This window comes from Hymenobacter sp. CRA2, assembly GCF_002007105.1.
GTDB lineage: Bacteria > Bacteroidota > Bacteroidia > Cytophagales > Hymenobacteraceae > Solirubrum.
In genome coordinates, this window is the sequence record NZ_MVBC01000001.1 from 478,590 (window position 1) to 492,364 (window position 13,775).

General features: G+C 62.3%; 13 protein-coding genes. 8 read left to right on the forward strand and 5 right to left on the reverse strand.

Annotated elements, in window-relative coordinates; all coding sequences use genetic code 11:
- The first annotated feature begins 1 nt into the window (after position 1).
- Both B0919_RS01865 and B0919_RS01870 read left to right on the forward strand, forming a co-directional pair.
- Entirely contained in the window at positions 2 to 1,324 is a 1,323-nt protein-coding gene (locus B0919_RS01865; RefSeq protein ID WP_078010487.1) for an alginate O-acetyltransferase AlgX-related protein, read from the forward strand.
- A 136-nt stretch (positions 1,325 to 1,460) separates the two neighbouring features.
- Positions 1,461 to 2,177, forward strand: a complete 717-nt coding sequence (locus B0919_RS01870; RefSeq protein ID WP_139361840.1) for a hypothetical protein — start codon at positions 1,461 to 1,463, stop codon at positions 2,175 to 2,177.
- An 86-nt stretch (positions 2,178 to 2,263) separates the two neighbouring features.
- On the opposite strand, the gene B0919_RS25095 is transcribed toward B0919_RS01870, so the two are convergent.
- Entirely contained in the window at positions 2,264 to 2,422 is a 159-nt protein-coding gene (locus tag B0919_RS25095) for a hypothetical protein (protein ID WP_176132806.1), read from the reverse strand.
- A gap of 80 nt (positions 2,423 to 2,502) precedes the next feature.
- Between B0919_RS25095 and B0919_RS01875 the strand changes: the two genes are divergently transcribed.
- Together B0919_RS01875 and B0919_RS24525 are read left to right on the forward strand one after the other, a co-directional pair.
- On the forward strand, positions 2,503 to 2,748 hold the full coding sequence (locus B0919_RS01875; RefSeq protein ID WP_139361841.1) for a hypothetical protein: 246 nt from the start codon (positions 2,503 to 2,505) through the stop codon (positions 2,746 to 2,748).
- Positions 2,749 to 2,758: 10 nt separating this feature from the next.
- Positions 2,759 to 3,277, forward strand: a complete 519-nt coding sequence (locus tag B0919_RS24525; RefSeq protein WP_176132807.1) for a DUF3592 domain-containing protein — start codon at positions 2,759 to 2,761, stop codon at positions 3,275 to 3,277.
- A gap of 55 nt (positions 3,278 to 3,332) precedes the next feature.
- Here the strand turns inward: B0919_RS24525 and asnS are convergent, their stop codons facing one another.
- Positions 3,333 to 4,727, reverse strand: a complete 1,395-nt coding sequence (gene asnS, locus B0919_RS01885; RefSeq protein ID WP_078010491.1) for an asparagine--tRNA ligase — start codon at positions 4,725 to 4,727, stop codon at positions 3,333 to 3,335.
- Between the two features lie 254 nt (positions 4,728 to 4,981).
- On the opposite strand from asnS, the gene rpoN reads away from it, so the two are divergent.
- Both rpoN and B0919_RS01895 read left to right on the forward strand, forming a co-directional pair.
- The gene (rpoN, locus tag B0919_RS01890; protein WP_078010492.1) at positions 4,982 to 6,559 is read left to right on the forward strand and encodes an RNA polymerase factor sigma-54; all 1,578 of its coding nucleotides are present in this window, start codon (positions 4,982 to 4,984) and stop codon (positions 6,557 to 6,559) included.
- A gap of 546 nt (positions 6,560 to 7,105) precedes the next feature.
- Positions 7,106 to 7,744, forward strand: a complete 639-nt coding sequence (locus B0919_RS01895) for a hypothetical protein (protein ID WP_139361843.1) — start codon at positions 7,106 to 7,108, stop codon at positions 7,742 to 7,744.
- Between the two features lie 14 nt (positions 7,745 to 7,758).
- On the opposite strand, the gene B0919_RS01900 is transcribed toward B0919_RS01895, so the two are convergent.
- The gene (locus tag B0919_RS01900) at positions 7,759 to 9,138 is read right to left on the reverse strand and encodes an FAD-dependent oxidoreductase (RefSeq protein ID WP_078010494.1); all 1,380 of its coding nucleotides are present in this window, start codon (positions 9,136 to 9,138) and stop codon (positions 7,759 to 7,761) included.
- Between the two features lie 238 nt (positions 9,139 to 9,376).
- Here B0919_RS01900 and B0919_RS24530 point away from each other — a divergent pair, with 238 nt between their 5' ends.
- Positions 9,377 to 9,577 carry a hypothetical protein gene (locus B0919_RS24530; RefSeq protein WP_139361844.1) on the forward strand — a complete coding sequence of 67 codons (201 nt, stop codon included), beginning with the start codon at positions 9,377 to 9,379 and terminating at the stop codon, positions 9,575 to 9,577.
- A gap of 178 nt (positions 9,578 to 9,755) precedes the next feature.
- The gene (locus B0919_RS01905; protein WP_078010495.1) at positions 9,756 to 12,386 is read left to right on the forward strand and encodes a TonB-dependent receptor; all 2,631 of its coding nucleotides are present in this window, start codon (positions 9,756 to 9,758) and stop codon (positions 12,384 to 12,386) included.
- A 93-nt stretch (positions 12,387 to 12,479) separates the two neighbouring features.
- On the opposite strand, the gene B0919_RS01910 is transcribed toward B0919_RS01905, so the two are convergent.
- Positions 12,480 to 13,079 (reverse strand): alpha-ketoglutarate-dependent dioxygenase AlkB family protein, encoded by a 600-nt coding sequence (locus B0919_RS01910; protein ID WP_078010496.1) that lies wholly within the window; start codon positions 13,077 to 13,079, stop codon positions 12,480 to 12,482.
- A 2-nt stretch (positions 13,080 to 13,081) separates the two neighbouring features.
- Positions 13,082 to 13,735: a hypothetical protein gene (locus tag B0919_RS01915; RefSeq protein ID WP_078010497.1), complete on the reverse strand. Its 654-nt coding sequence runs from the start codon at positions 13,733 to 13,735 to the stop codon at positions 13,082 to 13,084.
- Positions 13,736 to 13,775 lie beyond the last annotated feature (40 nt).

The following is a 13,775-nucleotide window of genomic DNA, read 5'->3' on the forward strand; positions in this document are numbered from 1 at the left end:
CGTGTCGTTCTCCATCCCGCTGTTGATCAAGCGGCTACTGTTTGGCGTACTGCTCATCGGGCTGATGCTGCCCGCCCTGCAAACGCAGTTTCAGCTGCTGGACCCGCCCGAGGAGCTGGGCGGCTACGCCGAAGCGGCTCCGAAGCCGGAGTTCAACTGGCCCAGCCTGCTCGACAACAGCTTTCAGCCGGCCTTCGAGCGGTACATGGAAGAGCAGATTGGCTTCCGGGAAGTGCTGATTCGTCTGCGCAACCAAGTGGCCTACTCCGTGTTCCGGGTGAGCAAGGCCAACAAAGTGCTGGTGGGCGGCGACGACGTGCTGTTTGACGAAACGGCCATCCGCGCTTACCTGGGCCAGGACTTTAAGGGCCTGGACAACATCCGGCCCAACGTGCGCCGCTTCAAGGTGGTGCAGGACACGCTGGCCCGGCACGGTGTGCTGCTGGTGTTTGCCATTGCTCCGGACAAGGCCAACTTTTACCCCGAGCACTTCCCGGCGTACTTCCAGCAGCTACCCCGCTCGCAGTCGAACTACCAGGCCTACGCGCAGGAAATGAAAGCCCGCGGCGTGAACGTGATTGACCTGGCGGCGGCCTTCCAGCAGTGGAAGGACACGGCTTCCTACCCGCTGTTTCCGCGCGGCGGCATTCACTGGAGCGGCTACGGCATCACGCTGGCCGCCGACACGCTGTTTCACTACATCGAGCAGCGCGGCCACCTCGACCTGGCCGATTTCCGCTCCACCGGCCGCGAAGTGGTGGACGAAACCCACGACACCGACAACGACGTGGCCAAGGCCATGAACCTGCTGGTGCCGCCCGCGCCCTTCCGCATGGCCTACCCACACATCGCCTTCGACCCGCCCAAGCCCGGGCAGGTGAAGCCCAACCTGCTGGTGGTAGGCGACAGTTTCAACTGGGGCCTAATCGGGTTCTACCCCTTCTATACCACGCTGTTTGACAAGTTTCAGTTCTGGTACTACAACCAGGAAATAGCCTACGGCAACTCCCTGACGCGGCCGGGCCAGACTCAGGTCAGCCAGCTGGACCGCAAGGCGGAGCTACTGGCCCAGCGCGTCATCTTGGTGCTCTTCACCCAGCACAATCTGGGCGGCTTCGACGGCAACTTCAGCGCCGACATGTACTCACTGCTGAGCCCCTACTCGCCGGCGGCCGAAGCCCGCATCAAGGATATCGAGCAGGAGCTGCAACGCTCTCCGGCGGTGCAGGATTCGCTCTGGCAGCGCGCCAACCGCACCAAGACCGACTACGGTGGACTGCTGCACGCGGAAGCCGTGCAGCAGTACGAGCTGCAGCAGCTCTAACCGTCTGGGGCCGTTGCATTAAACCTTAGCCGGCCGAGCTGGTCTAACGGCGCGACTATCGCCAAGCACCGCCACCATCACGTTAAATTGTGGTGCTGTTTTTGCGTTGATGGTCAGCACTTTTCTGCTTCAGCTCATGAAATTCTTCCTCCAACCTCTTTTGCCCTTGCTGCTGCTGGCGTTGGCTCTGCCCAGCGCACCGGCCCAGGCGCAGGTGCAAGTTCGGGTGAACGTGGGAGTACCCGCCTGGGGGCCGCCCGTGCCCACCGGCGTGCAGTACTACTACATTCCCGAAATCGACGGCTACTACGACCTGTATTCGCAGGCGTACGTGTACTTCGATCCGTACTACGGCGACTGGGTAAGCACCCCGGTGCTACCGGCTTATTACGCTAACTACGACCCGCGCTTCTTCCACCCCGTGGTGGTGCAGTACGTCGGGCGTCAGCCCTGGGGCTACATCTATGACCACCGCTCCTACTGCAACACGCGGGGCTGGCGCCCGGGCTACTACCGCTCGGCCCCCGGCCCCAACTGGAACCGCGGCTACTACTCCAACAGTCCGCAGTACCGCACCCAGCCCGGCCACTACGATAACCGCCCTTACGCCCAAAACGGCTACGGCCGCCCGGACGGTTACCCCGGCGATAACCGCCCGGGTGGGCACTACGGCAACGATGACCGCCGCGGCGGCTACGACGGCCGGCGCGATCAGCCCAACGGCGGTGGCCGACCTGATTACGGTCAGGGCCAACCCGGCCGCGGCCAAGGCGGCTTCGGCGGCAATGGCGCTGGCAACGGGAGCTACGGCAACCCGGGCGGCGGGCACAGCCGCAACGGCCGCGTCCGCTAGGTAGCTGCTATCTGCTTAAAAGCCGCCCCGGCCCTTATGGTCGGGGCGGCTTTTTTGTGGGCCGTATCATTTGGCCCAGGCAGTAGCTAACGGGCCTGCGCAGCTCGCAGAAGTTCCTGCCAATCCACTGGCTGGCCGCCGCGGCGCACCAGCAGCACTTGGGTATCGGCAGCAGGAAAGGCTTTTAGCTCCCCGTCGCGCAGCGCGTCGGCGGGCGCGAGGTCACACTCCTGGGACTCGGGCATGGGTGTGGGCGGCAGCGGTGACAACTGCTCATCCCAACGTTTTGGCGCCCATCGGGGTTAAACCGGTAAACACCTACGCCATGAGCGACTACCGCCCCATCAGCTGCTCCTTCTACGACGAGCTGGAAGCCCGCGCCACCACCCGGCAGCCCTGCACCCTGCGCTTCCGCGACGCGCCCGAGGCACCGATCGGCACCCGCGAGGGCGTCATCGAGGATCTGTACATCCGCGACAAAGTGGAATACCTGCGCCTGACCGACGGCTTCGAGCTGCGCCTGGACAAGCTGGTGGGCGTGGATGACCGGGAGCTGCGCAACTACTGCTAGCTTTGACGGCATGCCTCCTCTGCCCGCCCGTCGTGCCCATGCTGCTTATTACTTGGCAGCGGTAGTCGGCGCCCTCATCTGCATCGTGCTCCTGTATTTGGCGGCGCGCGAAGCCCGCGCGGTGCTAGCTCGTCGTACTGAAGGCGTGCATCTTACGGGCACCGTGGCGCAGCGGCGTGCAATACTTCCGCCCACTCCGAAGGGTAAACGCCCTAGCGCCCCGAAGCCTGGCTCGGTTCCGGTGGAGTACACCGTTGTGACCACGTACCAGGGCCAGCCGGTGCAGGTAGTCAACGAATTTCGCCATACCAACGTCGATTATGCGGTGGGCAGCCGGGTGCCCGTGGTGTACGTCCCAAGTCACCCGAAATACAGCCGCATTGCCAGCACCACCGAGCAGTACGGGCACTTGCTGCAGCTGCTGGGCTTTGCCGTGCTCAGCGGCGTGACGGCCGCGCTGCTATGGCTGCGCCGGGTTACTACGGAGGCAGTGCTTAGAACCTCCCCGTCAGCCGACGCCGCTTTATAACAAACAGGCCCCTGGCAGACAGCCAGGGGCCTGTTTGTTATAAACATCTGTAATCCTAAAACTCCGCGTTCTTCGGGAAGCGCGGGAAGGGAATCACGTCGCGGATGTTGGTCATGCCGGTCACGAACAGCACCAGACGCTCGAAGCCCAGGCCGAAGCCCGAGTGCGGGGCCGTGCCGAAGCGGCGCGTGTCGAGGTACCACCACAGGTCTTCGGTGGGCACGTGCATTTCCTGCATGCGTTGCTCCAGCTTCTCCAGGCTTTCCTCGCGCTGCGAGCCGCCGATGATTTCGCCGATGCCGGGGAACAGCACGTCCATGGCGCGCACGGTGCGGCCGTCCTCGTCGAGTTTCATGTAGAAGGCCTTGATGTCCTTCGGGTAGTTCGTCAGGATAACCGGCTTCTTGAAGTGCTTCTCCACCAAGTACCGCTCGTGCTCCGACTGCAGGTCGGTGCCCCAGTCCACGGGGAATTCAAACTTCTGCTTGGCCGACTTCAGGATTTCCACCGCCTCGGTGTAAGTCAGGCGCTGGAAGTCGTTGTCGATGACGAAGCGCAGACGGTTCAGCAGCTCCTTGTCGTACAGGTCGTTGAGAAACTGCAGGTCATCCGGGCACTTCTCCAGGGCGTAGCGCACGAGGTAGCGCAGGAAATCCTCCGCCAGGTCCATGTTGTCCTGCAGGTCATAGAAGGCCATTTCCGGCTCGATCATCCAGAACTCGGCCAGGTGGCGGGCCGTGTTGGAGTTTTCGGCGCGGAACGTGGGCCCGAAGGTGTACACCTTGCCCAGGGCCATGGCGGCCAGTTCGCCCTCCAGCTGCCCCGAAACCGTGAGGTTCGTGGCCTTGCCGAAAAAGTCTTCCGAGTAATCTACCTGGCCGGCCTCGTTCAGCGGCGGGTTCTGGTCGGGCAGCGTGGTCACGCGGAACATCTGGCCGGCGCCCTCAGCGTCGGAGCCGGTGATGATGGGCGTGTGCACGTAGAAGAAGCCGCGGTCGTTGAAGTACTGGTGCACGGCGAAGGCCAGCGCGTGGCGCAGGCGCAGCACCGCCCCGAAGGTGTTGGTGCGGGGGCGCAGGTGGGCAATTTCGCGCAGGAACTCCAGCGAGTGGCCTTTCTTCTGCAGCGGGTACACTTCCGGATCGGCCTTGCCGAGCACCTCGATGCTCGAAGCCTGAATTTCCACCGACTGACCCTTGCCCTGCGAGGCGACGAGCTTGCCCGTCACGGCCACGCAGGCACCGGTGGCCACATCCTTCAGCGTTTCTTCCGGAAACTTCTCAGCGTCGGCTACTACCTGCAGATTATTAATCGTCGAGCCGTCGTTGACGGCGATAAACTGCACGTATTTGTTGCCGCGGCGGGTACGAACCCAGCCTTTTACGAGCACCTCGCGGTCCAGCTCCTGGCTGGCAAGCAGTGCCTCTACGCTTGATCTTCTGACGGACATCGTCTTAGAAATGAAGTTGAGCCGGCAAAAATACAAAGAAGTGGCGCGGAGTGGTACTCCGCGTGGCGACGAAGGCGCCAGTTTGGCCCCGCGCATAACCGTCCAGTTCCGGAAGGCGGCCGCAGGCCACCCGCAGAGCTCCACTTCGCGCCACTTATTCCGTCAACCTTTCGCCCGCAACTCAAGTACACAAACGGCTATCTTTGGCAGAAGCTAGTGCCTCCACCCGGCGCACCCGCACGCGTACCTCAGCTATGCAACGACTGGACATGAAACAGCTTCTCTCGCAGAAGCTGTCCCCCCAACAGATACAATTCATCAAGCTCCTCCAGATTCCTACGGCGGAGCTCGAAATGCGTATTAAAGAAGAGCTGGAGATGAATCCGGCGCTGGAAGAAGGCGACGCCGAAGAGGCCGACCTGGCCGACGATGACGCCGACGACGAGTTTGGCGACGACCAGGACGATGCGCCCGACGAACCCAGCGAGGGCGAAGAGTACGACAACGAGGAAAACGTGCTCGACGAGGACTTCGACGAAACGCCGGAGCCCGAGCTGGAGCTGCCCAAGGACGAGGACACCAGCGAGGCCAAGGATTCCGACGACCTCGACATCGACGACTACCTCAACGACGACGAAATAGCCGGCTACAAGATGCAGGGCGACTCGGGCGGCGACGAGGAAGAGCGCGACATGCCCCTGGCCGATACCAGCTCGACGCTCACCGACTCCCTGTTTGAGCAGCTGCGCTTCATGGACCTAGACGAGAAAATGGAGGCCATCGGCCGTCAGCTCATCGGCTCCATCGACGCCGACGGCTACATCCGCCGCGACCTGGGCGCCATCGTCAACGACCTGGCGTTTTCGCAGAACATCGACGCCTCGGAGGCGGAAATCGAGCAGGTGCTGCGCCTGATCCAGACCTTCGACCCGCCCGGCATCGGCGCCCGCGACCTGCGCGAGTGCCTGCTGCTGCAGCTGGACCGCCGCCCCCACGACGACGTGGTGGAGCACGCCCAGCACATCCTGATGGACACCTTCGAGGAATTTACCAAGAAGCACTACCAGCGTATTCAGCAGAAGCTGGACCTGGACGACGAGGAAATCAAGGAAGCTATTAATCTGATCCTCAAGCTCAACCCTAAACCTGGAGGCTCGGGCCCCACGGGTGGCGGCCGGGTGCAGTACATCATTCCCGACTTTATCCTCACCAACGACAACGGCGACCTGAACCTGACGCTGAACTCGCGCAATGCCCCGGACCTGCGCGTGAGCCGCGATTACCAGGAAATGTTTCAGGCCTACGACAAGGGCGCCCGCAAGGACAAGAAGCTGAAGGAAGCCGTCACCTTCGTGAAGCAGAAGCTGGACGCAGCCAAGTGGTTTATCGACGCCATCAAGCAGCGCCAGAACACCCTGCTGCGCACCATGGACGCTATCGTGCGCTACCAGCGCGAATTTTTCCTGGAAGGCGACGAGAGCAAGCTGCGCCCTATGATTCTGAAGGACATAGCCACCGAAATCGGCATGGACATTAGCACCGTCTCGCGCGTGGCCAATTCCAAGGCGGTGCAGACGGAATTCGGCATTTACCCACTGAAGTATTTCTTCTCCGAAGGCATTGCCACCGACTCGGGCGAGGACGCGTCGAGCCGCGAGGTGAAACACATCCTGAAGGAAATCATCGAGGCCGAAGACAAGCGCCGCCCGCTCTCCGACGACAAGCTGGAGAAAATGCTCAACACCCGCGGCTACAACATCGCCCGGCGCACCGTAGCCAAGTACCGCGAGCAGCTGAATATTCCGGTGGCGCGCCTGCGTAAGGAGCTGTAAAACTTATGGCTAAGCATACCATGCCGCACCACTGGCAAGTTTTTGCAGGTATGCTCTTGCTGTTAGTAGCAATGGGATGTGAGCAAAATGCTCCATCCCATTTTGCTTTTTCGGGAAAATCGAGCCCTCCACCCCCGCCAGTGGTAGCCGAAGAAAGTAGGTACGACGGATATTTACCCAGCAAGAATCAGGACAGCATTCACGTCTATCTGTATTTTGACTCCCAAACCAGTTACAAACTCTATCATCCAAGGCCGAGCGGACTGAAGCTTATGAGCACTGGGCATTGGTCTATTGTCGAATCAAATAGTAGCCCTCAACTGGGTGTCAGCCCACAGCTTGTTACACTAATTGATCAAAGCACCTGTGACACTTTGCACCTGCTTTCCTACAGCCCGCCTTGGCGTCACCGACTGCCGGATGCGGACAGTGTTTATCTGATTCCCGCCTTCCGTAAATCTACAAATCGTGCCGATGCCCGATTTCGGCTTCACTATCTTCCGCACTGAGCATAAGAAGCCTTTTTGGCCCGCGTAACTTGCCCCCGTGCTCCACCGCCTTGCCCAGCTGCTGTCCGTAGTACTTCACCCGCTGCTCGTCCCAACCTATCTAATAGCGGCACTGACGTACAGCTTGCCTGGCGAACTGCTGCCATTATCTATCGATGCCGGTAAACAGGTACTACTGCGAACCTGGCTGATTACTTTCTGGCTGCCAGCACTGCTAATCTGGGTCTTACAACGGCTGGGCTGCATCAGCTCCGTGGAGCTGTACGAACGGCGGCAGCGCCCCCTGCCCCTGCTGATTGCGGCTATGGCATTCGGCGGCGCAGCCTTGCACGTCGGCCAGCTTTACCAGGCCAGTAGCTTAGCCATCATGCTGGCGGGCGTGGGGCTTTCGGTGCTGCTGACGCTGATTATCAGCTTCTTCTGGAAAATCAGCGCGCACGGGATGGGCATGGGTGGAGCCATTGGGCTGTTCGGGGCGCTGCTGCTACATGCGCGGCTGCCGCTTGCGCAGGCATGGCTGTGGCTGCTACTGGCCGTTCTGCTGGCGGCCGCTGTGGGCTGGGCGCGGCTGCGGCTGCAAGCCCACACGCCGGCCCAGGTGCTGGCAGGGCTAGCACTTGGTACCGGCGTGTCGGTGTTCGTCTGCTTATACGCCTGGCCCGCGGTAGTTTCGTAAGGGCCGGGTACGGGTTAGTTGCTGCGCGTCAGTTCCTGCTGCACCAGTTCCTGCACTTCGGGCTTGTCGTAGTCGGTTTCAGCATCGATGTGGCGCATCAGGCGCTCCATGATGGCGTCCTGGCGCTGGCCGTTGGCCCAGGCCTCGGCGTACGGGCGGTGCGAGAAGGTGACCTGCGAGTAGAGCGACGCCCACTGATCGGGGTACTGAGCCGAGATTTTGCTCTCGATTTTCTTTTGCAGCAGAAAGCGCGGGTCGGCCACTTTGTCGCGCATTTCCACAAAGTTGTACACCGCGAGGTCGGCCACGGCGTCGGCGTTGGGCTTGCGCGCCTGCTGAAACTCGCGGAAGATGGTCTGCCAGTCCTCGCCGTGGCGCTGCAGCAGCTCGTCGAGCACGGTGCAGTCCTCAAAGCCCGCGTTCATGCCCTGCCCGTAGAAGGGCACGATGGCGTGGGCCGCGTCGCCGAGCAGCACCACGTCGTCATCGAAGGACCACGGGAAGCACTTGACCGTGACCAGCGAGGCCGTGGGGTTGTGGAAGAAGTCATCGGTCAGCTCCGGCATCAGCGGCACCGCGTCTGGGAATACCCGCTCGAAAAAGGCCGTTACGTCGGCCGGCGTTTGCAGCGCGGCGAAGGACTCCTCGCCCTCGAAGGGGAAGAACAGCGTGCAGGTAAACGAGCCGTCGAGGTTGGGCAGGGCAATCATCATGTAGCGCCCGCGCGGCCAGATGTGCAGCGCGTGCTTTTCCATGGCCCAGCCGCCTTCGGCCGTGGGCGCGATGGTCAACTCCTTGTAGCCGTATTCGAGGTAGGACTGCGCATAGTCAAAGCGGTCGGTGCGCTGCATGGCGCTGCGCACGGCCGAAAAGGCGCCGTCGGTGCCGAACAGGCGGCGGAAGGCCACGTGCTGCTCCTGCCCGCTGGCGCTGTCGCGCAGGTGCAGCTCGCGCTGGCGCAGGTTGATGTCGAGGCACTGCTGACCGAAGTGCAGCTGCACGCCGGGCTGGGCTTCGGCCAGATCGAGCAGACGGCGGTTCAGCCCACCGCGCGACACGGAGTAAATGGCCTGCCCGGGCTTGCCGTAGGGCTGCTGGCTGAGGTTGCCGTGCGCGTCGTGCATCACGCGGCCGTACATCGGAATGGCTACTTCGCGCACCGCTTCGGCCACGCCCACACCCTCCAGGGCCCGCCATCCCCGATCCGACAACGCGAGGTTGATGGAGCGGCCCGAGTCGCTGCCCGCGCGGCGCGGGTCGGGCCGCCGCTCGTACACCTCCACGGCGTAGCCGCGGCGGGCTAGGTACAAAGTGAGCAGGGAGCCAACCAAACCGGCTCCAGCAACCGTCAGGCGCTCAGGCGCTGCGCTGGAAGATGGGGTAATTGTGGACACGGGGTAGCGGTAAAGAGGGAATCAAGTGGCCTTTCGAAAGTACGGCTTTCCCCCTACATGCGGATTCCAGCGGCTATGGGGTACATAGGCGTGTAAGAGCTGAACAATAAAATCATAAAATAAACACAACCAATCTTACTTACATGCAGTAATAAGCATTACCTTGGCCCACTGTGCTATTCTCGGCTGTCAGTGCCCCGATACCGATACCACACTTATTTATCCGCTGTCCCACCCGATGAGCACCCCAACTGCCTTATTGCTTACCGCCTCCTTAGGTGCAGAACCTGCACCGGCCGCCTACGCAGCAGAAACTGTTGCCAATGCCAGTGCCAACGATGAAGCCCTGGCCGCGGCAGCTCAACTACAAATCGGCGATTTTGTGTTGGGAGACTTGGATTGCCCCAGCCTCACGGGCCACCCAGACATTCGTTATTAGGCATTTGGCCGCACTTCAAGCATTCCGCTCAATTTTTACACATTTATTAATTTTATAAGTTTATATAAATCTACCGTTCAGTACAATAGAATATTTCCTAGAAAAGAGGAAATTTGTGGTTGCGCAGTCCCTACCCGGAACGTAGGGCCCTGCCTCTTCCCTCTTTTCTCTCTTACCTATGCAGCAATTTTCCCCTTGCCTTCTGGCACTGGGCGGTATACTGGCGACAGTACCCGCCCTGGCCCAGACGGAAACGGGCGTTGGCGGCATCGTGCGCAACGATGCCGGCCAACCAATTCCTGGAGCCACAGTCTTTTTGAAAGGCACTCTGATCGGCACCGGTACCAACCGCGAAGGCCAATTTTCCCTGCCTGCGGATTTTAGCAACGGCCCGGTGGTCATTTCGGTGTCCTTCGTAGGCTACGAAACGCGCGAACTGGAACTGAGCAAGCCCACGCCCGACGTGCTGGTGACCCTCAACGAGGCCGTGACCCTGAACGAAGTGGTAGTGGCCGCCTCGCGCGTGGAAGAATCCCTGCAGCAGGCCCCGGTCACCATCGATAAAATCGGGGCGGCACAAATTCAGCGCCTGCCTCCGCCCGACGCCCTGGCCAGCCTGAACCAGTTCAAGGGCATCGACGTGAACACCTCCAGCATGGTGATGAGCAGCATCAGCACGCGCGGCTTCAACTCGCCCAAGTCGGAGCGCGTGATTCAGCTGGTGGACTACTTCGATACCCAGTCGCCCTCGCTGAACGTCAACTCCGGCAACCTGACGGGCATTCCGGAGCTGGACATTGCCAGCATCGAAGTGATTCACGGGCCGGCCTCGGCCCTGTACGGCGCCAATGCCTTCAACGGTGTGGTGCTGCTGAACTCCAAGGACCCGTTCGTGACGGAGGGGCTGTCGGCGCGGGTGCGCGGCGGGCAGCGCGCCTATTTCGACGGGCAGCTGCGCTACGCCCACAAAATCGGCAACCGGCTCGCTTTCAAGCTGGTGGGTAGCTACCTGACGGCCGATGACTGGCTGGCTAAAAACTACGACGCCACCAGCCGCATCATCACCCCGAACAACAACGCCGCCGGCTCGCCCCAGGGCTACGACGCCGTGAACCGCTACGGCGACGTGGCCAACACCTACTCGGCAACCCAGCCTTTCCCCACGGGCGTGAGCCCCGAGCTGGAGGGCAAGACGGTGTTCATGCCCGGCTTCACGGAGCAGACGCTGATTGATGGCGACAACAAGGCCAAGGCGTTCAAGGTGGTGCCGACGGTGTCGTACCTGCTGACCAGCAAGCTGAAGGCCACCGTGGCCGCCAGCATCAACCGCGGCACGGCCAGCTACCAGAGCTCCAGCCGCTACCGCCTGCGCGACTTCGGCACCAACCAGTACCGCGGCGAGCTGCGCGGGGAGCGGTGGTTTTTGCGCGGCTCCTCCACGCAGGACTTCGGCAACAACTCCTACGACCTGGGCTTCCTGGGCGCGTTCATCCAGAACTCGCCCGCAGCCGAAGGCAACAGCACGACCTACGCCCAGCAGTACTTCGGCACCTACAACGTGGCCTACAAGCAGGCCCGCGCGGCCGGTGCCACCGTCGACCAGGCGCTGGTGGCGGCCCAGGCCAAGGCCAACGAAGGCCAGCTCGATCCGGGCAGTGCACGCTTCGGGCAGCTGCGCTCGGTTATCATTAAGGACGCCCGCCCCGGCTTTGGCGCCCGGGTGCAGCCTAGCTCGCTGCTGAACGAAGGCAACGCCCAGTACGACTTCCGCTTCGGCGACAAGACCAACCTGATCCTGGGGGCCTCGTACCGCAAGTTCCGCCTGGGCTCTGACGGGCAGTTCTTCTCCGATGACAATGAGCGCATCCAGAACCACGAGATGGGTGCCTATACCCAGTTCTCGCACCAGATGCTGAACGACCGGCTGAAGCTGGCTCTGGCCGCTCGCCTGGACCTGTTCAAGAACTTCGACCCGGCCTTCTCCCCCCGCGCCTCGGCCGTGTACACCGTGGGCGACGCCCGCCAGCACAGCTTCCGCGCCAGCTACGGCCGCGCCTTCCGCTCCCCCACTCAGCTCGACCAGTACATCCGTCTGGATGTGGGCCCGGTGTACCTGCTGGGCAACGTGGGCGGCGGCTTTCAGGGCCTGAGCCTGCCCACGGCCACTACGCCGTCGGCCCCGGTTGCCATTGCCGCGCTGCAGCTGGAGCGCCTGAGCACGTACGAAGTAGGCTACCGCGGCACTTTCGGCGGCAAGCTGTACGTGGACGCGACTTACTTCCGCAGCCAGTACAACGACTTTATCGGTGCCCGTCGTTTCCTGGGCAACCCGGACGGCTCCCGCACGCTGCCGCTGCGCGTGCTGCAGGTATGGACCAACGCCGACCAGGAAGTACACACCCAAGGTGCCTCGGTGGGCCTGAGCTACAATGTGGCCAAGCCGCTGACCCTCACGGCCAACTACTCGCTGAACCTGCTGGATAACAGCAAGCTGCCCGGTGACTTCCAAACGTTCTTCAACACGCCGAAGAACAAGTACAACGTAGGCGCCAACGGCCAGGCCAACAAGCTGAGCTACTCGGTGAATTACCGCTGGGCTCAGGGCCACCTGTACGAAACGCCGTTTGCGGTGGGGCAGCTCAGCGACTACAGCTCGCTGGATGCCTTCGTGGGCTACACCGTGCCCAAGCTGGCTACCACGCTGCAGGCCGGCGCCTCCAACATCCTCGATGCCAACAACGTGCAGGTATTCGGCGGGCCACGCATCGGCCGGTTGGCTTATCTAGGCCTGCTCGTCGACGTGAAATAAGCACGGCTTTCGGGCCGGTCGGGCAGAGTAGCTGTTGCCGCCTACTCTCCCGGCTACGGGCGGTACCTGCGGGTACCGCCTTTTTTGTGCCATTCAGGCGGTGGCGATACGGCGGAACGTCAGGTTCAGGCGCGGGCCTACGGGCTGGGCGGTTTTGGGCACGGCGTGTTGCCAGTAGCGTTGGGTGTCGCCCTGCATCAGCAGCAGGCTACCACTGCCGAGGTCGAGGCTAATTGGCGGATGCGCGGGGCCGCTGCCCGGCCGGGGGCGTAACCGGAAGCGGCGGGTGGCGCCCAGACTTACGGAGGCAATAACGGGCTGCGGGCCCAATTCTGGCTCGTCGTCGGCGTGCCAGCCCATGCTATCCTGCCCGGTGCGGTAGAGGTTCAGCAGCACACTATTGAAAGCAGCGCCGGTGGCGGCTTGTACCTGTTCACGCAACATCTGCAGCGCGGGCGTCCAGGGCTCGGGCTGCAATTGCAGGCCGGAATAGCGGTAAGCGACGCCTGCGTCGCCGTGCCAAGCAGTGAGGCGCGGCTGCATCACCTCGCGCCCAAATAGCTTGATGGGCTCGTGCCGCCAAAGAATGGTATCGGTCAGCTCTTGCCCCAACGCAGCGGCCGTGGGAGTGGGCAGGAAAGCAGCGTCCAGCTGCACGTCGGCCAGTGGCAAGGCCAGGCTTACCAAGCTCATGCTCAGGGCATGGGAGGCATAGCTCCCATTACGGTTCGCAGCAGCATCAACCCGAAAAAGCTCAGGCCGAGCATCACCAGCAGCGGCGTAAGCCAGCTGCGGGGCTGGTAAGACTGCGCCCCGATAAACAAGGGCCACAGCACGTACACGTACAGCAGCGCCATCAGCAGATTGAAGCCGATAAGCGCCGCGCGCGGATCCACGCTGAGCTTGGCCAGGTACGTAGGCAGCCAGATTTGTGCCCCGAACATGCCGATGACCAGCGCCATGAGTAGGGCGGCCCCGCCGTAGCGGCGCAGGCGCAGGAAGTTCAGCAGCAACAGCACTCCGCCCACCATGCACGAAAACACAATCGAAAAGATGGCAATGGTGCCGGGCGAGTACAGCTCGGGGCCGGTGGGCTCCTCTTCCACGGCGGCCGCTTCCGCCGGACGCGCCCAGGTGGGCGGGGCGGGCGGGGCCTGGGCAGCGGCCTGGAGGGCAGCTACTTGCAGACTTTCCCGCAGCATGCTCGCGTCGGGTACGGCGTGGCCGCGCCGCTCCAGCTCCGTGAGAGCGGCCAGCACGGCTTCTTCGCGGTATTCGGCGCGGCGGTCTACGTACAGTTGCAGCTCCGCGTCGGTTTTGCCGGCCATTTTGGCCGCGTAATCTTCCATTTCAGTCAGGCGAACAGGATGGAAACGAGCTGACTACGCC

What these genes read in the sequence shown, in the direction of transcription:
- B0919_RS24530 (WP_139361844.1), top strand. Translation starts at nt 9,377, where the DNA reads ATGAGCACCCCAACTGCCTTATTGCTTACCGCCTCCTTAGGTGCAGAA.
- B0919_RS25095 (WP_176132806.1), bottom strand. Translation starts at nt 2,422, where the DNA reads ATGCCCGAGTCCCAGGAGTGTGACCTCGCGCCCGCCGACGCGCTGCGC.
- B0919_RS01910 (WP_078010496.1), bottom strand. Translation starts at nt 13,079, where the DNA reads ATGAGCTTGGTAAGCCTGGCCTTGCCACTGGCCGACGTGCAGCTGGAC.
- B0919_RS01875 (WP_139361841.1), top strand. Translation starts at nt 2,503, where the DNA reads ATGAGCGACTACCGCCCCATCAGCTGCTCCTTCTACGACGAGCTGGAA.
- asnS (WP_078010491.1), bottom strand. Translation starts at nt 4,727, where the DNA reads ATGTCCGTCAGAAGATCAAGCGTAGAGGCACTGCTTGCCAGCCAGGAG.
- B0919_RS01915 (WP_078010497.1), bottom strand. Translation starts at nt 13,735, where the DNA reads ATGGAAGATTACGCGGCCAAAATGGCCGGCAAAACCGACGCGGAGCTG.
- B0919_RS01905 (WP_078010495.1), top strand. Translation starts at nt 9,756, where the DNA reads ATGCAGCAATTTTCCCCTTGCCTTCTGGCACTGGGCGGTATACTGGCG.
- B0919_RS24525 (WP_176132807.1), top strand. Translation starts at nt 2,759, where the DNA reads ATGCCTCCTCTGCCCGCCCGTCGTGCCCATGCTGCTTATTACTTGGCA.
- rpoN (WP_078010492.1), top strand. Translation starts at nt 4,982, where the DNA reads ATGCAACGACTGGACATGAAACAGCTTCTCTCGCAGAAGCTGTCCCCC.
- B0919_RS01870 (WP_139361840.1), top strand. Translation starts at nt 1,461, where the DNA reads ATGAAATTCTTCCTCCAACCTCTTTTGCCCTTGCTGCTGCTGGCGTTG.